The sequence below is a fragment of the Pseudomonas sp. S2_F07 genome (assembly GCF_054668325.1).
Genome location: NZ_CP162758.1, coordinates 4,272,061 through 4,290,063 on the forward strand (window position 1 = coordinate 4,272,061; position 18,003 = coordinate 4,290,063).

At 61.2% G+C, this 18,003-nt stretch carries 14 protein-coding genes and 1 pseudogene; 7 read left to right on the forward strand and 8 right to left on the reverse strand.

Going from position 1 to position 18,003, the window contains the following annotated elements; translation table 11 throughout:
* Positions 1–52 precede the first annotated feature (52 nt).
* From phaC to AB4O40_RS19450, 7 genes and pseudogenes are all read right to left on the reverse strand, one after another.
* A complete protein-coding gene (phaC, locus tag AB4O40_RS19420) occupies positions 53–1,732 on the reverse strand; it encodes a class II poly(R)-hydroxyalkanoic acid synthase (protein ID WP_056725720.1) in 1,680 nt (559 codons plus the stop codon).
* 258 nt (positions 1,733–1,990) lie between these two features.
* Positions 1,991–2,362 (reverse strand): gamma-butyrobetaine hydroxylase family protein, encoded by a 372-nt coding sequence (locus AB4O40_RS19425; RefSeq protein ID WP_056725718.1) that lies wholly within the window; start codon positions 2,360–2,362, stop codon positions 1,991–1,993.
* A 143-nt stretch (positions 2,363–2,505) separates the two neighbouring features.
* Positions 2,506–3,843 (reverse strand): HslU--HslV peptidase ATPase subunit, encoded by a 1,338-nt coding sequence (hslU, locus tag AB4O40_RS19430; RefSeq protein ID WP_056725716.1) that lies wholly within the window; start codon positions 3,841–3,843, stop codon positions 2,506–2,508.
* A 54-nt stretch (positions 3,844–3,897) separates the two neighbouring features.
* Complete coding sequence (gene hslV / locus AB4O40_RS19435) at positions 3,898–4,428, reverse strand: ATP-dependent protease subunit HslV (protein ID WP_007975582.1); 531 nt, start codon at positions 4,426–4,428, stop codon at positions 3,898–3,900.
* Between the two features lie 233 nt (positions 4,429–4,661).
* Positions 4,662–5,363, reverse strand: a pseudogene (locus AB4O40_RS19440) (SPOR domain-containing protein); the annotation flags it as partial.
* A gap of 12 nt (positions 5,364–5,375) precedes the next feature.
* Entirely contained in the window at positions 5,376–7,112 is a 1,737-nt protein-coding gene (gene argS / locus AB4O40_RS19445; RefSeq protein ID WP_460053626.1) for an arginine--tRNA ligase, read from the reverse strand.
* 183 nt (positions 7,113–7,295) lie between these two features.
* A complete protein-coding gene (locus AB4O40_RS19450; protein WP_056725711.1) occupies positions 7,296–9,515 on the reverse strand; it encodes a primosomal protein N' in 2,220 nt (739 codons plus the stop codon).
* Positions 9,516–9,810: 295 nt separating this feature from the next.
* Here AB4O40_RS19450 and rpmE point away from each other — a divergent pair, with 295 nt between their 5' ends.
* The 3 genes from rpmE to AB4O40_RS19465 all read left to right on the forward strand — a co-directional run bounded on the left by rpmE (position 9,811) and on the right by AB4O40_RS19465 (position 12,304).
* Positions 9,811–10,029: a 50S ribosomal protein L31 gene (gene rpmE, locus AB4O40_RS19455; protein WP_008047849.1), complete on the forward strand. Its 219-nt coding sequence runs from the start codon at positions 9,811–9,813 to the stop codon at positions 10,027–10,029.
* Between the two features lie 35 nt (positions 10,030–10,064).
* Positions 10,065–10,853: a thermonuclease family protein gene (locus AB4O40_RS19460; protein WP_056725710.1), complete on the forward strand. Its 789-nt coding sequence runs from the start codon at positions 10,065–10,067 to the stop codon at positions 10,851–10,853.
* A 182-nt stretch (positions 10,854–11,035) separates the two neighbouring features.
* Positions 11,036–12,304 (forward strand): malic enzyme-like NAD(P)-binding protein, encoded by a 1,269-nt coding sequence (locus AB4O40_RS19465; protein ID WP_056725708.1) that lies wholly within the window; start codon positions 11,036–11,038, stop codon positions 12,302–12,304.
* Between the two features lie 256 nt (positions 12,305–12,560).
* Here the strand turns inward: AB4O40_RS19465 and AB4O40_RS19470 are convergent, their stop codons facing one another.
* A complete protein-coding gene (locus AB4O40_RS19470; protein WP_411741804.1) occupies positions 12,561–15,002 on the reverse strand; it encodes a penicillin-binding protein 1A in 2,442 nt (813 codons plus the stop codon).
* A gap of 216 nt (positions 15,003–15,218) precedes the next feature.
* On the opposite strand from AB4O40_RS19470, the gene AB4O40_RS19475 reads away from it, so the two are divergent.
* Genes AB4O40_RS19475 through AB4O40_RS19490 form a run of 4 tightly spaced genes read left to right on the forward strand, consistent with a single transcriptional unit; the run spans position 15,219 to position 17,990 of the window.
* On the forward strand, positions 15,219–16,283 hold the full coding sequence (locus AB4O40_RS19475) for a pilus assembly protein PilM (RefSeq protein WP_460160108.1): 1,065 nt from the start codon (positions 15,219–15,221) through the stop codon (positions 16,281–16,283).
* Positions 16,283–16,849, forward strand: a complete 567-nt coding sequence (locus AB4O40_RS19480; RefSeq protein WP_460053624.1) for a PilN domain-containing protein — start codon at positions 16,283–16,285, stop codon at positions 16,847–16,849. The genes AB4O40_RS19475 and AB4O40_RS19480 overlap by 1 nt, the downstream gene beginning before the upstream one ends.
* Positions 16,846–17,469 (forward strand): type IV pilus inner membrane component PilO, encoded by a 624-nt coding sequence (locus tag AB4O40_RS19485; RefSeq protein WP_223541764.1) that lies wholly within the window; start codon positions 16,846–16,848, stop codon positions 17,467–17,469. The genes AB4O40_RS19480 and AB4O40_RS19485 overlap by 4 nt, the downstream gene beginning before the upstream one ends.
* On the forward strand, positions 17,466–17,990 hold the full coding sequence (locus tag AB4O40_RS19490) for a pilus assembly protein PilP (protein WP_056725698.1): 525 nt from the start codon (positions 17,466–17,468) through the stop codon (positions 17,988–17,990). The genes AB4O40_RS19485 and AB4O40_RS19490 overlap by 4 nt, the downstream gene beginning before the upstream one ends.
* Positions 17,991–18,003 lie beyond the last annotated feature (13 nt).

Consider the following 18,003-nt stretch of genomic DNA (forward strand, 5'->3'; position numbering starts at 1 on the left):
CCACCGTCATCGCGAGCAAGCTCGCTCCCACAGGGAAGTTGAGGTGTGTCAGTTACCGCTCGTGTACATAGGTGCCCGGTGCGGCTTCACCCGCTGGATAGGCCTTGTTGCCCAGTTTCAGCGGAGCTTTTTTCAGATTGCCCGAACGCTGTGCTTGCCACGCCTGCCAGTGCAGCCACCAGGAGTCGGCGTGCTTGGTCGACTCTTCCTGCCAGTCATCAGCATTGGCGGGCATTTCGGTGCTGGTCATGTAGCGCGATTTCGGATTGCCCGGCGGGTTCAGAATGCTCTGGATGTGCCCGCTGCTGGACAGCACGAATTCAACGTTGCCGCCGAACAGTTGCGCCGACTTGTAGCAGGAACGCCACGGGGTAATGTGGTCGCTGGTGCCGGCCAGCGAGAAGATGTCGGCGGTGACCTTCTTCAGATCGATCGGCGTACCGCACACTTCCAGTGCATCGGCACGGGTCAACGGGTTACTTTTGAACATCTCGATCAGGTCGCCATGGAACGCGGCGGGCAACCGGGTGGTGTCGTTGTTCCAGAACAGGATGTCGAATACCGGCGGCTCGTTGCCCAGCAGGTAGTTGTTGACCCAGTAGTTCCAGATCAGATCGTTGGGGCGCATCCAGGCGAAGACCTTGGCCATGTCGCGGCCTTCGAGCACACCAGCCTGGTACGACTGGCGCTTGGCGGCTTCGAGGGTTTGCTCGTCGACGAACAGGGCCACGTCGCTGTCCAGGGTGGTGTCGAGCACACTGACCAGCAGGGTCAGGGCGTTGACCTTGTTCTCGCCGATTGCCGCATAGTGGCCCAGTAGCGCGGTGCAGGTGATGCCACCGGAGCAGGCACCGAGCATGTTCACGTCTTTGCTGCCGGTGATGGCGGTGACCACATCAACCGCTTCCTTGAGCGCTTCGATGTAGGTCGACAGGCCCCACTCGCGCTGCTCCTTGGTCGGGTTGCGCCAGCTGACGATGAAGGTCTGCATGTTGTTGCGCAGGCAGAACCGCGCCAGGCTCTTTTCCGGGCTCAGGTCGAAAACGTAGAACTTGTTGATCTGTGGCGGTACCACCAGCAGTGGGCGTTCATGCACCTGCTCGGTGATCGGCTTGTACTGGATCAGCTCCAGCACGTCGTTGCGAAAGACCACCGCACCCTCGGTCACGCCAAGGGTCTTGCCGACCTCGAATGCGCCCATGTTGACCTGGCTCGGCATGCCGCCGTTATGCACCAGGTCCTTGGCCAGGTGCGAGAGGCCATCGAGCAGGCTCTTGCCACCGGTTTCGAAGAAGCGCTTGACCGCCGCCGGGTTGGCCGCCGTGTTGGTCGGGGCGAAGGCCTCGGTCATGAGGTTGATCACGAAGTGCCCGCGGCTGACGTCCTTGGCCGGCAGGTTACTGTCGTCGATCCAGTCGTGGAGTTCCTTGCGCCACGCCAGGTAGGTTTGCAGATAGCGTTTGTAGAGCGGGTTCTGGCTCCAGGCCGGATCCGCGAAACGACGGTCATCGCTGGTCGGTAGCAGCTCGGATTTACCGAGCAGCACGTTCTTGAGTTCAAGGCCGAAATGAGCGACATGCTTGGCGCTGTGAATCGGTTGCTTGATGGCCTGCCTGAGCACCATTCGAGCAGAAGCCAGTAGATCCTTTCCACGCAGTCCAACGACAGGATTCAGCCCCAAGGTGTTTTCCGAGGCTTGACTCTTCAAGTCATCGTTATTCTTGTTACTCATCTACGACGCTCCATTGTCCTGAGACGAGTACCGGGTCCTGCTGTGTAGTCACACAGCCAATGCCAGGTACTACTGCTCGGGGTGACCGTTAATACTGCATCGCTGCTTTTTAATGCAGAGAGCACTGCAGGGAACTTGCCAGTTCCATTGGTTACCCGAGTTTAATTTTTTTCGCAAGCAGGCCAATCGGCGGCCCTGGAGCGGAGCATTCAAACAGATGAAATTAGAAAATGCCCTCTAAAGAGCAAGAGGCTCGGATTAGAGCATCAGCCTGACGACGGATTCGTTCGGATCGCGGGTTTTTCCGGCGGCTTTGAGCTCGGCCAGATAATCTTCCCAGAGTGCGTCATAACGTCGCCCCAACTCGTACAGATATTCCCAGGTGAACAAGCCGCTGTCGTGGCCGTCGTCGAAGGTCAGTTTCAGTGCGTACTGACCGGCCGGTTCCAGCTTGGTCAGTCCTACGTTGATCTTGCCAAATTGCAGGATGGGTTTGCCATGGCCCTGGACCTCGGCGGAAGGAGAGTGCACGCGCAGGAACTCGGCGGGCAGGGTGTATTCCTCGCCGGACGCGTATTTGAGCGTCAGGGTTTTCGAGGCTTTGTGCAGCTTGATGTCGGTGGGGATCATGGCCGGATGTCCGCTTTGTGGAGATCCTTGTGGGAGCGAGCTTGCTCGCGATTGCGGTATCACATTCAACATGAATATCGAATGAGATGGCCTCATCGCGAGCAAGCTCGCTCCCACAGGTTCTCTATCGCTGTAAGAGTTGCTTACAGGATATAACGGGACAGGTCTTCGTTCTGCGCCAATTCGCCCAAGTGGCTGTTGACGTAGTCGGCGTCGATCTGGATCACCTTGCCGTCATGGACGCTGGCCAGGTCACCGGCGCTGAACGACACCTCTTCGAGCAGGCGCTCGAGCAGGGTGTGCAGGCGACGGGCACCGATGTTTTCGGTTTTCTCGTTGACCTGCCAGGCGATTTCCGCGATGCGCTTGATACCGCTGGGCTGGAACTCGATGCCCAGGCCTTCGGTTTTCAGCAGTGCGCAGTATTGCTCGGTGAGCGAGGCGTGAGGCTCGCTGAGGATGCGTTCGAAGTCCTCGGGGCTCAGGGCCTTGAGTTCGACACGGATCGGCAGGCGGCCTTGCAACTCGGGCACCAGGTCGCTCGGCTTGCTCAGGTGGAACGCACCGGAAGCAATGAACAGGATGTGGTCGGTCTTGACCATCCCCAGCTTGGTGTTGACGGTGCAGCCTTCGATCAGCGGCAGCAGGTCGCGCTGCACGCCTTCGCGGGATACATCGACGCCACCGGAATTGCCACGCTTGGCCACTTTGTCGATTTCGTCGATGAACACGATGCCGTGCTGTTCGACCGCTTCCAGGGCCTTGGCCTTCAATTCTTCATCGTTGACCAGGCGGCTGGCTTCTTCGTCGCGCACCAGCTTCAGCGCTTCCTTGACCTTGAGTTTGCGGGCTTTCTTCTTGCCCTTGCCCATGTTGGCAAACAGGCTTTGCAACTGGTTGGTCATTTCTTCCATGCCCGGTGGCGCGGAGATATCGACGCCGGCCATTTCGGCGACCTCGATTTCGATCTCCTTGTCATCCAGCTGACCTTCGCGCAGGCGTTTGCGGAACAGCTGGCGGGTATTGGAGTCGGCCGTCGGGGCGTCGTCGCTGCTGAAGCCCATGCGTGCCGGTGGCAGCAGGGCGTCGAGGATGCGCTCTTCGGCGGCGTCTTCGGCGCGGTGGCGAACCTTGACGATTTCCTGTTCGCGCAGCAGCTTGATCGCGGCATCGGCCAGGTCACGGATGATCGATTCGACGTCGCGGCCGACATAGCCGACTTCGGTGAACTTGGTTGCTTCGACCTTGATGAACGGCGCGTTGGCCAGTTTTGCCAGGCGACGGGCGATCTCGGTTTTACCGACACCGGTCGGGCCGATCATCAGGATGTTCTTTGGCGTTACTTCAACACGCAGCTCTTCAGGCAGCTGCATGCGGCGCCAGCGGTTGCGCAGGGCAATGGCGACGGCGCGCTTGGCATCGTCCTGGCCGATGATGTGGCGGTTGAGTTCGTGGACGATTTCACGGGGAGTCATGGACATAGTATTTAAAGGACCTCAAGCAAGAATGAGCCGTGGCGCGGGGCCGAAACAGGCTTACTCGGCGCAGTCCTGCTCCTCAATGGTCTGGGTGTGGTTGGTGAATACACAGATGTCGCCGGCGATACCGAGGGCGGTTTCGACGATCTCACGGGCCGACAGATCAGTCTTTTTCAGCAGCGCGCTGGCCGCGGCCTGGGCGTAGGCGCCACCGGAACCCATGGCAATCAGGCCGTCTTCGGGTTCAACCACATCGCCGTTGCCGGTAATGATCAGGGAGGCGTCCTTGTTGGCGACCGCGAGCATGGCTTCAAGGCGGCTCAGGGAGCGGTCGGTGCGCCATTCTTTGGCGAGTTCGACGGCGGCGCGCACCAGGTGGCCCTGGTGTTTTTCAAGCTGGCCTTCGAAACGTTCGAAGAGGGTAAAGGCGTCGGCGGTGGCACCGGCAAAACCGGCAATGACCTGACCGTGGTACAGGCGGCGAACTTTTTTCGCGTTGCCTTTCATCACGGTATTACCAAGGGAAACCTGGCCGTCGCCGCCCATGACGACTTTGCCGTGGCGGCGAACTGAAACGATGGTGGTCAAGGGAAGAGTCTCCACGCAGCGGGGCGAAAATGCCTTATGCCCATTCATATGGGGGTGGTGGAGAGGATTTCAACCGCGTAGCGGAAGAGGGGACGGGCGGCGTGTTACAAATGGAGATATGTGGTGTTGGAAATGACGCCATCGCGAGCAAGCTCGCTCCCACAGGGTTAGCGTAAAACCCTGTGGGAGCGAGCTTGCTCGCGATGAACGATGACGCGGTGGTTCTGAAGGGATCAGCGGCTCTGGCGTTGTTGTAACAACAAATTGCTGAAACCTGCACCGGCCAATTGTTTCTGCGCGGTGGTCAGTTGTTCGCGGTTGCTGAACGGACCGACCAGCACCCGATACCAGGTTTCGTCCTTCACCGTGCCGGACTCAACCGCCACGGCCTGGCCCAGCAGGATGATCTGTGCCCGAACCTTGTCCGCATCGGTCTCTTTGCGGAACGAGCCAGCCTGCAGGAAGAACTTGGTCACCGGCGCAGCCTTCACCGGCGGCGCAGGAGGCGGCGTAATCCCGGCCAAGGCAGCCTGGGCGCGAGCCGTGTCGATCTTCGCCGCTTCGGCCGGGGTGACCGGCGTGGTCGGGATAGCCGGCACTTGCGGTGTCGGCAGGGTTTTCTCCGGCACGGCATCCGGCGGCACGATGACTTCCGATTCCGGCAGCAAGGTGTAGAAGTCGTACTTCGGCTTCACCGGTTGCGTCGGGCTCGGCGGGGTCTTGTTGGCCTCGGCGATCTTGCTGGCTTTCTGCTGTTGCTGTTGCTCGACTTTCTCACGCTTGACCGTGTCGCTGCCCTTGCCCGGTTCCAGCTTCATCAGGAATACGATGAAGGCGCCGACCGTCAGGCCGATCGCCATCCACAACCAACCCGGGATCGGTTGCTTTGCAGGAGCTTGGTAACGGCTGGCGCCACGCTTGGGTGCAGGTTTTTCTTGGCAGCCAACTTACATGCGCTCCAGAGTTTCCAGGCCCAAGAGTTCCAGGCCTTGCTTGAGGGTGCGTCCGGTCAGCGCGGCGAGGCGCAAGCGGCTCTGCATTTGTGCCGGGGTATCGGCGGCGAGGATCGGGCAGTTCTCGTAGAAGCTGGAGAACAGGCCGGCGACGTCGTACAGGTAGGTGCAGAGGATGTGCGGGGTGCCTTTTTCGGACACGTTGTTCAGGATCTCGCCGAACTGCGCGAGCTTCGCCGCCAGTTCGTGTTCGTGGGCCGCTTCGAGGACGATCTGGCCGTCGACTTCGCTGAAGTCCTTGCCGAGTTTGCGGAACACACCGGCCACGCGGGTGTAGGCATACAGCAGGTACGGTGCGGTGTTGCCTTCGAAGTTGAGCATCAGGTCGAAGTTGAAGCTGTAGTCGCTGGTGCGGTGCTTGGACAGGTCGGCGTATTTCACTGCGCCGATGCCCACCACCTTGGCGATGTTGCGCAACTCGGCTTCGGCAAGTTCCGGGTTCTTGTCCTTGACCAGGGTGTAGGCGCGCTCCTGGGCTTCGGTCAGCAGGTCGATCAGCTTCACGGTGCCGCCATCACGGGTCTTGAACGGACGACCGTCCGCGCCGTTCATGGTGCCGAAGCCCATGTGTTCCATTTCCATTGGATGGGTCACGAAACCGGCCTTGCGCGCCACGGCAAACACTTGCTGGAAGTGCAGGGCCTGACGCTGGTCGACGAAGTACAGCGCGCGATCGGCCTTGAGCTTGCCGCTGCGGTAGCGCACGGCTGCCAGGTCGGTGGTGGCGTAGAGATAGCCGCCGTCAGCCTTGACGATGATCACCGGCAGCGGGTCGCCGTCGGCATTCTTGAACTCGTCGAGGAACACGCACTGGGCGCCGTTGCTCTCGACCAGCATGCCTGCGGCCTTCAAGTCGTTGACCACGTTGATCAGGTCATCGTTGTAGGCGCTTTCGCCCATCACGTCAGCCATGGTCAGTTTGACGTTGAGCAGTTCGTAGATCTTCTGGCAGTGGGACAGCGAGATGTCCTTGAACTTGGTCCAAAGTACCAGGCAGTCGGCGTCGCCGGCCTGCAACTTGACCACCAGGCCACGGGCGCGGTCGGCGAATTCTGCGGATTCGTCGAAGCGTTGCTTGGCGGCGCGGTAGAAGTTCTCCAGGTCCGACAGCTCGTCGCTGGTGATCGGGTTTTCCTGCAGGTAAGCCATCAGCATGCCGAACTGGGTGCCCCAGTCGCCGACGTGGTTTTGACGGATCACGGTGTCGCCGAGGAATTCCAGCACACGGGCCACGCCGTCGCCGATGATGGTCGAGCGCAAGTGGCCGACGTGCATCTCTTTGGCCAGGTTCGGCGCCGACAGGTCGACCACGGTGCGCTGCACCGGGCCAGCCTTGCGCACGCCGATGTGGGCGTCGGCCAGGGCAGCGTCCAGGCGCGTGGCCAGGGCGTCGGTGTTCTGGAAGAAATTCAGGAAGCCGGGGCCGGCGATTTCGGTCTTGGCGACATTTTCGTCAGTCGGCAGCGCGGCGATGATTTTTTCCGCCAGGTCGCGGGGCTTCATGCCGGCCGGCTTGGCCAGCATCATGGCGATGTTGCTGGCGAAATCGCCGTTCTTCTTGTCGCGGGAGTTTTCCACCTGGATCGCCGGCGACAGGCCTTCAGGCAACACACCTTCGTTGACGAGTTGGGTGATGGCTTGTTGGATCAGCTGGCGGATGGTGTCTTTCATGGTCTTCTCTTTCGACCGCAGGCGCGGCGGCGCATCATGCGCTGGTGGAAAAACTGGGCATTATCCGTTGCGAAGACGGGCTTGCCAACCATAGCAGGCAGGATATGGATGTGTGGTGACAAAAGAGGCAAAGATCGCAGGGTAGGAGCTGCCGAAGGCTGCGATCTTTTGATCTTGACCTTCTTAATACAAATCCACCGGATCAACATCCAAAGACCAGCGCACCGCCCGTCCACTCGGCATCTGCTCCAGCAGCAGCAACCAACTGGCCAGCAATCGATGCAAGGGTGCCCGCGCCGTAGCCTGTACCAACAGCTGCGCACGATAACGCCCGGCCCGGCGCTCCATCGGTGCCGGGACCGGTCCCAGTAGCTCGATTCCCGTCAGATTCTGCTCGGCCAGCAAACGCTCCGCCTCGCTGCAAGCCTCATCGAGGAAGCCTTCGGCCTGGCCCGGTTTATGCGCCTCGGCCCGCAGTAGCGCCAAGTGCGCAAATGGCGGCAGGCCGGCAGCGCGTCGCTCGCTCAAGGCTTGCTCGGCAAAGGCGAAGTAGCCCTGCTCGGTCAGCTGGATCAGCAGCGGATGGTCGGCCAGGTGTGTCTGGATAATCACCTTGCCCGGCTCTTCGGCGCGACCGGCACGGCCGGCGACCTGGACGATCAGTTGAGCCATGCGCTCGCTGGCGCGGAAGTCACCGGAGAACAGGCCGCCGTCAGCGTCAAGGATCGACACCAGCGTCACCCGTGGGAAGTGGTGACCCTTGGCAAGCATCTGCGTGCCGATCAGGATGCACGGCTGGCCTTTTTGAATGGTCGCGAACAACTGGTTCATCGCATCCTTGCGCGATGTGCTGTCGCGGTCGACCCGCAGCACCGGATAGTCCGGGAACAGAATCGCCAGGCGCTCCTCGGCCCGCTCGGTGCCGGCGCCAACGGGGCGCAGATCGACCTTGCTGCACTTCGGGCACTGGCGCGGCACGCGTTCGACGTAGCCGCAATGGTGGCAGCGCAGCTCGCCGTAACGCTGATGCACGGTCATCCGCGCATCACAGCGCTGGCACTCGGACATCCAGCCGCAGTCATGGCACAGCAGGGTCGGGGCGAAGCCGCGGCGGTTGAGGAACACCAGGACCTGCTGCCCGGCGGCCAGGGTCTGGCCGATGGCTTGTTGCATCGGCCCGGAAATGCCGCTGTCCAGCGGGCGGCTTTTGACATCCAGACGCAGGAAGCGCGGCTGTTTGGCGCCGCCGGCACGCTCGTTCAAGCGCAGCAACCCATAGCGACCGGTGTAGGCGTTGTGCAGGCTTTCCAGCGAAGGGGTGGCGGAGCCGAGGACAATCGGGATGTTTTCCTGTCGCGCCCGCACCAATGCCAGATCACGGGCGTGATAGCGCAAACCTTCCTGCTGTTTATAGGAGCCGTCGTGCTCTTCGTCGATGATGATCAGGCCTGGGTTCTTCATCGGTGTGAACAGGGCCGAGCGGGTGCCGATGATGATGTCGGCCTCACCGTCCCGGGCGGCCAGCCAGGCCTCGAGGCGTTCGCGGTCATTGACCGCCGAATGGATCAGCGCGATCCGGGCATTGAAACGCTGTTCGAAGCGCGCCAGGGTCTGCGGGCCGAGGTTGATTTCCGGGATCAGCACCAGCGCCTGCTTGCCGGCCTCAAGGGTTTCGCGGATCAATTGCAGATAAACTTCGGTCTTGCCGCTGCCGGTGACGCCGGCCAGCAGGAACGCGTGATAACTGTCGAAGCCGGCGCGAATCGCCTCATAGGCAGCGCGCTGCTCCGGGTTCAGCGGGAGTTCCGGTTGCGCCAGCCAGTGTTCGTGGCGTGCACCCGGGGCGTGCCGGCGGATCTCGACCTGCACCAGGTCCTTGGCCAGCAGCAAATCCAGGCTGTCCTTGCTCAGCATCAGTTTGCTCAGCAATTGATGGGCGACGCCGTGGGGGTGCTGGGCCAGCGTGGCCAGGGCTTCACGCTGGCGCGGGGCGCGGGCGATGCGCGGATCATCGAGGCTTGCCCCCGGCACGGCAGACCAGAAACGCTCCTGGCGCGCTTCAGCCAGCTCACCCTGGCGCAGCAAAACCGGCAGCGCCCAGCTCAAGGTGTCGCCAAGGCTGTGCTGGTAATACTGGGACGTCCACAGACACAACTTGAACAGCGCGGGTGGCAGCGGTGGCGTAGCGTCAAGCAGGGCCAGGGCCGGCTTGAGCTTCTCGACTGGCACTTCGCTGGTGTCGGTGACTTCCACCAGAATGCCGATCATCTCGCGCCGGCCAAACGGTACCCGCAGGCGCATGCCGGGGTGCAACTGGGCGCGCAGTACGCCAGCCGGAGCGCGGTAGTCGAACAGGCGGCGCAGCGGCGAAGGCAGGGCGAGGCGCAAAATGGCGTCGGGCACGCGGGGGGATCTCGGTTAGCAGGCAACATAAAGAAGGGGTGGACGCAGATCAATTGTGGGAGCGGGCTTGCTCGCGAAGAAGGAGTGTCAGTCAACGCATTTATCGCCTGACACACCGCTTTCGCGAGCAAGCCCGCTCCCACATGGGAATGCGCTTGAGGCCGGGAGCCTAGCAGACGGTCGGTCTCAGGGACAGCTTGCGTGATCAGGATTGTCTGGTAGAATCCGCGGCCTAATTACGTGCGGTATTCAACAATAGTGTTGGGTGGCGGCACGCTAGCCTGAGGAAGACACCATGAAAGCTGATATCCATCCAGAATACCCGGCAGTTGCTGTTACCTGCAGCTGCGGCAACAAGTTCGAAACCCGTTCGACCTTCGGCAAAGCCCTGGCGATCGACGTTTGCAACGAATGCCACCCGTTCTACACCGGTAAGCAGAAGACTCTGGACACTGGCGGCCGCGTACAGCGCTTCGCCGACCGTTTCGGTGCTTTCGGCGCGAAAAAGGCCTAAGGCCAATCAACTTGGGAAGCCGTTCCGGTTTTTCCATGCTGATGAAAAAGGCGTCCCTCGCGGGCGCCTTTTTTATGTCCGCGATTTGGCTATCCGGCGCCCAGGCGTTTTGCCCGGCACCCGGCGGCCTGACGCCCGTCGCGGTGCAGCGGGTGGTGGACGGCGACACCCTGCGCCTGAGCGATGGCCGCAGCGTGCGCATGATCGGCTTGAACACGCCGGAGCTGGGCAAGAATGGCCGTTCCGACGAACCGTTCGCCGTGGTCGCGCGCAAGCGACTTGAAGCCCTGGTGGCGGCGAGTGACGGGCAGGTTGGTTTGCTGCCCGGCAAAGAAAGCAAAGACCATTACGGTCGCACCCTGGCTCATGTCTACGGTGCCGATGGCGCCAGCCTCGAAGCGCAAATGCTCGCCGAAGGCCTGGGGTTTCAGGTGGCGGTGGCACCGAATGTCGATCTGGTCGCCTGTCAGCAAGCCGCAGAAAACAGCGCTCGGCAGGCCGGGCTCGGTGTGTGGCGCCAGTCGCCTGTACTGAAGGCGGAGCAGATCAGCACTTCCGGCTTTGCCGTGCTCAGCGGTCGTGTGAGCAAGGTTCAACGCAATCGCGGCGGGGTTTGGATCGAATTGCAGGATTCGGTTGTATTGAAGGTTGCGCCCAATCTGCTGGGACGGTTCGATGCAGCCTCGCTGGAACGGCTCGAAGGCAAGCAGATCGAGGCGCGCGGTTGGGTGCTGGATCGTTCGCGACGTGGCGGACTGAAAGAAGGTCAGGCGCGCTGGATGTTGCCCTTGACCGACCCGGCGATGTTTCAAGTGATGCAGTGATAAAAAATTGTAGACATTTTTTCTGTCGATTGTGAACAGTCTAGCCCTTGTGTGCTGTGGCTCTTGGCCCAAAGTCGTAGGGCCGGGCGCTTGACAGGGGTGACCGGTCAGTCTTGTGGGGATTTTGCGAGGCGCGTATCCTCGCTGACCAGTCTGTCCAACAGTAAAAGCGGAATGCCAAAATGTCTGATCTGAAAACTGCCGCTCTCGAATATCACGCCAATCCTCGTCCAGGGAAGCTGAGTGTCGAGCTCACCAAGGCCACCGCTACCGCCCGCGACCTGTCGCTGGCCTACAGCCCGGGCGTAGCCGAACCAGTACGCGAGATCGCCCGCGATCCTGAACTGGCCTACAAGTACACCGGCAAAGGCAACCTGGTTGCAGTCATTTCCGATGGCACCGCGATTCTCGGCCTGGGTAACCTCGGCCCATTGGCTTCCAAGCCAGTGATGGAAGGTAAAGGCGTGCTGTTCAAGCGCTTCGCCGGCATCGACGTTTTCGACATCGAAGTCGACTCCGAAAGCCCGCAAGCCTTCATCGACACCGTCAAGCGCATCTCCATCACCTTCGGTGGCATCAACCTGGAAGACATCAAGGCACCGGAGTGCTTTGAAATCGAACGCGCTCTGATCGAGCAGTGCGATATTCCGGTATTCCACGATGACCAGCACGGCACCGCTATCGTGACCGCCGCCGGCATGATCAACGCGCTGGAAATCGCTGGCAAAACCCTGCCGGAAGCCAAGATCGTCTGCCTGGGTGCCGGCGCTGCCGCTATCTCCTGCATGAAGTTGCTGGTGAGCATGGGCGCCAACATCGAAAACATCTACATGGTCGACCGTACCGGCGTGATCCACTCCGGCCGTGACGACCTGAACCAGTACAAGGCTGTGTTCGCTCACGCGACCGACAAGCGCACCCTGGCTGACGCCCTGCAAGGCGCTGACGTGTTCGTTGGCCTGTCCGGCCCGAACCTGCTGAGCGCTGAAGGCCTGCTGTCGATGGCGCCGAACCCGATCGTGTTCGCGTGCTCGAACCCTGATCCGGAAATCTCCCCGGAGCTGGCGCACGCGACCCGTAACGACGTGATCATGGCCACCGGTCGTTCCGACTACCCGAACCAGGTCAACAACGTACTGGGCTTCCCTTTCATCTTCCGTGGTGCCCTGGACGTTCGCGCCAAGCGCATCAACGAAGAAATGAAAGTGGCTGCGGCCAACGCCCTGCGTGAACTGGCCAAGCTGCCAGTACCTCAGGAAGTGTGCGACGCCTACGGCGGCATCAAGCTGGAATTCGGTCGTGAGTACATCATTCCGAAGCCAATGGATGCCCGTCTGATCACCCTGATCTCCGATGCCGTGGCCAAAGCTGCGATCGAGACCGGCGTGGCGACCCTGCCGTATCCGAAGAACTACCCGCTCAAGAGCGTGGATGACGTGTTCAACGGCTAAGCCGTTGTAGCGATTCAATGAAAGCCCCGGCTTGTGAGAGTCGGGGCTTTTTTGTGCCTGACAGTTTTGCGCCGCCTATGAGGGCCTCTTCGCGAGCAAGCTCGCCCACAGTGGGCGATGGTGTTCATCGAATTTATATACGCCGCTGATTCCTGTGGGCTTGCCCGCGAAGAGGCCGGATCAGTCAATATCAAAACAGGCAGGCAAAAAAAGCCCCGCACTTCTTTCGAAGGCGGGGCTTTTCAACTTGCAGCTATCAGAACAAATCGATCGGCGCCGCTTCATCCGCTGGCAGCGGGCTGCCAGGTGCCAGGCCGTTGCCCAGTTCGTTCCCCGACGGTGGCGTATCTTCGACCTTGAACAGCTCGAAGTAGGCCCCTGGCGTGCCCGGGCTGGCCGCGCGGCCGCTGATCGGATCGACTCGCAGGCTGAGGATGCCTTCTGGCTCCGGTTGCGTATGCGGCGGTTTGCCTTTGAGCGCGGCGCCCATGTAGTTCATCCAGATCGGCAGCGCGACGGTGCCGCCGAATTCCTTGCGACCCAGGCTTTCCGGTTGATCGAAACCGGTCCACACGGTCGTCACGTAATCGGCGTTGTAACCGGAGAACCAGGCGTCCTTGGATTCGTTGGTCGTACCGGTCTTGCCGGCAATGTCAGGGCGGCCCAGGGCTAGCGCGCGACGACCGGTGCCGAGCTTGATCACGTCCTCAAGCATGCTGTTGAGGATGTATGTGGTGCGCCCGTCAACGATGCGTTCGGCCACGGCGGGTGCTTGTGGCATCGGCGTAGTGCCCGGGGCTTCGCCTGGCGTCGCGTTGACGGTGAAGGCTTGAGGGACGGCTGGCGCGGCAATGCCATCGCTGGCGGCGCCGCCCTGAGGCACGCTCGGCGGGTTGGCGACGAACAGCGTGTCGCCGTTGCGGCTTTCGATCCTGTCGATGATGAACGGGGTGATCTTGTAGCCGCCGTTGGCGAAGGTGCTCCAGCCGGTGGCGATTTCCATTGGCGTCAGGGTCGCGGTGCCCAGCGCCAGGGACAGGTTGGGTGGCAGGTCCTGTTTGTTGAAGCCGAAGCGCGTGATGTAGTCGATGGTCTTGCCCACGCCCATCGCTTGCAGCAAGCGGATCGACACCAGGTTGCGCGACTTGTACAGCGCCTCACGCAGGCGAATCGGGCCGAGGAAGGTGTTGGTGTCGTTCTTCGGACGCCAGACCTTGTCCAGGTACTCGTCGACGAACACGATCGGTGCGTCGTTCACCAGACTGGAGGCGGTGTAGCCGCTATCCAGTGCGGCGGCGTAGACGAATGGCTTGAAGCTCGAGCCTGGCTGGCGCTTGGCCTGCAGTGCGCGGTTGTAGTTGCTCTGCTCGAAGGCGAAACCGCCGACCAGCGAGCGAATGGCACCGTTCTGTGGGTCCAGGGATACCAGTGCGCCCTGGGCCTGCGGGATCTGGCTGAACTTCAGCGAATTGTCAGGCTGACGCTGCACGCGAATCAGATCGCCGACCTGGGCCACGTCCGAAGGTTGTTTCGGGTTGGCCCCCATGCTGTTGGTGTTCAGGAACGGTCGGGCCCACTTCATGGTGTCCCAGTTCACGTGTTCCTGGCCGGTGCGGGTCAGCACTTGCAGGCCGCTCTTGTCGACCAGGGTCACGATGGCCGGTTCCAGGCCGCTGATGGTGCGTTGTTTGGTCAGCTCGGTTGCCCAGGCTTCGCGAGTCTTGCCCGGCAGCCGCGACTCGGGCCCGCGATAGCCGTGGCGCTGATCGTAGGTCATCAGGCCTTCGTGGACCGCGGTGTTGGCCAGTTCCTGGAGATCGCTCGGCACCGTGGTGGTGACGCGGAAGCCTTCGGTATACGCGTCGCTGCCATAACGCCCGACCATTTCGGCACGGGCCATTTCGGCGATGTACGGGGCGTTCACTTCCGGAGTCGGCACGTGATAGCTGGCGTTCAGCGGCTCGTTGACCGCAGCGGTGTAGTCGGCCTCGCTGATTTTCCCGAGCTTGTACATGCGCCCCAGGATCCAGTCGCGACGCTCCTTGCTGCGCGCCGGGTTGGCCAATGGGTTGAAGCGCGACGGCGCCTTGGGCAGGCCGGCAATCATCGCCATCTGCGCCAGGCTGACATCGCGGATCGATTTGCCGTAATAGACCTGCGCCGCCGCCTCGATGCCGTAGGCGCGGTTACCCAGATAGATCTTGTTGACGTACAGCTCGAGGATCTCGTCCTTGGTCAGCTGGCGTTCGATCTGCAGGGCCAGGAGGATCTCGGTGGTCTTGCGTGAAAAGCTGCGTTCGCTGGTCAGGAAGAAGTTCTTCGCCACCTGCATGGTGATCGTGCTGCCGCCGGACTGGATGTGTCCGCTTTTGACCAGCTGGGTCGCGGCACGCATCAGGCTGCTCGGATCGACGCCGTAGTGGTTGGCGAAATTGTCGTCTTCAGCACTTAGTAACGCATTGATGAAGTTGGGGGGAATGTCGGCGAAACGGATCGGTGTACGGCGCATTTCGCCAAATTCTGCGATCAACTTGTTATCGCTGCTGTAGACCCGCAAAGGGATCTGCAACTGGATGCTTCTCAGCGCCTCCACGGACGGAAGTCCGGGACTAAGGTAGAGGTACGCCCCGCTCAGACCCAGAAGGAGTCCGCAGAAAACCGCGACGATGGACCAACCGAAAAACTTCAGCAGACGAATCAAGGCTTTTGGATATCCAGGGTAAAAATGAATTGGGCAACAGGGTTCAGGCTAAATCAGAACGACCCGCGCTTGAGCAAATGCGGAAAAAAACGCTGGGCATTATAAGCATTTTTCTGATCGGGAGCGCGGCTGGCGCTGCTGTCAAGACGGGCGGATTGAACGCAATGGACATTGCAGAGTCCGTAACTCACGGAAAGTCATAGGGAATTGGTAGTGCCAGGACTCTTCAACAAAAAATCCAATACGCTCTTGGGAATCGATATCAGCTCCACCTCGGTGAAACTTCTTGAGTTGAGCCGTCAGGGCGAGCGCTACCGGGTCGAGGCGTATGCGGTCGAGCCGTTGCCGGTCGGCGCGGTGATCGAAAAGAATATCGCCGAACTCGAAGGCGTGGGGCAGGCCCTTGCGCGCGCGCTGGCCAAGGCCAGAACCGGCCAGAAGAACGTGGCCGTGGCCGTGGCGGGCTCGGCGGTGATCACCAAGACCATCGAGATGGAGGCCGGACTTTCCGAGGACGAGATGGAAAGCCAGCTGAAGATCGAGGCCGATCAGTACATTCCTTATCCCCTGGACGAAGTCGCGATCGACTTTGAAGTACAGGGCACCTCCGGGCGCAATCCCGAGCGCGTCAACGTGCTGCTCGCCGCTTGTCGCAAGGAAAACGTCGAGGTCCGCGAGGCCGCCCCGGCCCTGGCGGGGCTGACCGCTCGTGTGGTCGATGTCGAGGCCTACGCGCTGGAGCGCTCATTCGAATTGCTGGCCAGTCGGCTCACGGTTTCCGGGGGACCTTCGACGGTCGCCGTGATCGACATCGGCGCCACCATGACCACCCTGAGCGTGCTGCACAACGGGCGGATCATCTACACCCGCGAACAACTGTTTGGCGGTCGGCAACTGACCGAGGAAATCCAGCGTCGCTACGGCCTGACGCTGGAGCAGGCGGGGCTGGCGCAAAAGAAGGGCGGTTTGCCGGATGACTATGCAGGTGAGGTCTTGCAGCCATTTCGAGAGGCGCTGGTGCAGCAGGTGTCGCGCTCGTTGCATTTCTTCTTTGCCTCCGGCCAGTACAGCACCGTCGACCATGTCCTGCTGGCTGGCGGTACCGCATCGATCCCGGGGCTGGACCGTTTGATCGAGCAGCAATTGGGCACGCCGACCCAGGTCGCAAACCCTTTTTGCGATATGACTCTGGGCAGCAAGGTCAATGGTGCTGCCCTGGCGAGTGATGCCCCGGCGTTGATGATCGCCTGCGGTCTGGCCCTCAGGAGCTTCGACTGATGGCACGGATCAACCTTTTACCCTGGCGCGAGGAGCGGCGTGAAGTTCGCCGCAAGCGTTTCCTTCTGACCCTGGTGGCGGTGATGGTGGGCACGATGGGTGCGGTGCTGGTCGCGAACCAGCTCATCAGCGGTGCCATCGACCGGCAAGTCGCCCGTAACAATTACATTGGCAAGCAAGTCGCCGAGATCGATGAGCGGATCACCCGGATCAATGATCTCAAGGCGCGCCGCCAGCAACTGGTCGAGCGCATGGGCGTCATCCAGGACCTGCAAGGTAATCGCCAGATCAGCGGGCGAATATTTGACCAATTGGCGCGAGCCCTGCCCGACGGCGTGTATTTCACCGAGGTGAAAATGACCGCAAAGACCCTGTCCATCACCGGCGCCGCGCAATCCAACAACCGTGTTTCGGATTTGATGCGCAACCTGGAGGCATCAGACTGGTTCGATGCGCCGAGCCTGACCGAAGTCAAGGCCACGGCTGCCGGTCAGGTGGGGCAGGCCAACGCCTTCCAGCTGACCGTTCGCCAGACTCAGCCCGCAAAACCGGAGGAAGGCAAATGAGTCTGTCTGAATGGTTTGAAGGGCTGCGCAAGATCGACATCAATGATCTGGATACCAGCAACATGGGTTCCTGGCCGCCGGCGATCAAGTGTCTGGTGGCTGGTTTGCTCGTGCTTCTGGTGCTGGCCTTTGGCTATAGCTTTTCCACCCGCGACCTTGTGAGCCAGCTCGATCTCAAGCGCGAAGAGGAGTCGGCACTCAAGGAACAGTTCGCCGACAAGGCCCGCATGGCGGCGAATCTGGATCTCTACACCCGGCAGTTGAAGGAGATGGAGAGCGCCTTCGTCGTGCTGTTGCGTCAACTGCCCAGCGACACCGAAGTGCCCGGCTTGCTGGAAGACATCACGCGTACGGGCCTGGGCAGCGGCCTGGAGTTCGAAGAGATCAAGTTGCTGCCTGAAGTCGCCCAGCCGTTCTACATCGAACTGCCGATCCAGATCACGGTCACCGGGGACTACCACGACCTGGCCACTTTCGTCAGTGGTGTGGCCGGGTTGCCGCGAATCGTCACCTTGCACGATTTCGACCTTGCCCCCGTCAGCCCCGAGGGTGGTCCGAAGCTGCGCTTGACCATCCTCGCCAAGACCTACCGCTACAACGACAAGGGACAGCATCAATGATCCCGGGACGTTGTTTTGTGGTGGTGTTGCTGTCTGCCCTGTCCGGTTGTGGCGCAGGCGATGACTACACCGATCTGGACGCGTACATGAACGAAACGCGCCTGCATGGGCCGGGGAAGATTGAACCAACGCCGGTATTCCGGTCTTACCCGGCATTCACTTACAACGCGGCGAATCTGCGCAGCCCGTTTTCGCCGCAGATCAGCACTGATCTGGCGGCCCGGCGCAGGGGCTCGCACAACGTCAAACCCGACCCGGGTCGGGTCAAGCAATACCTCGAAGGCTTCAACATCGAGCAGTTTCAAATGGTCGGCACCCTTTCCAATGCGACGGGCTCCTATGCCCTGCTGCGTGGGGCGGGTGGGGTGCACCGGCTGAAAGTCGGCGATTACCTGGGGCGCAACGACGGACGGATCGTTGCGATCAGCGGCTCTCAGGTCGATGTGGTTGAAATTGTCCCGGATGGTCAGGGTGCTTGGCTGGAGCGTCCCCGGACCATTTCCTTGAAAGAGCACTCATAGTGGAACTCCAATA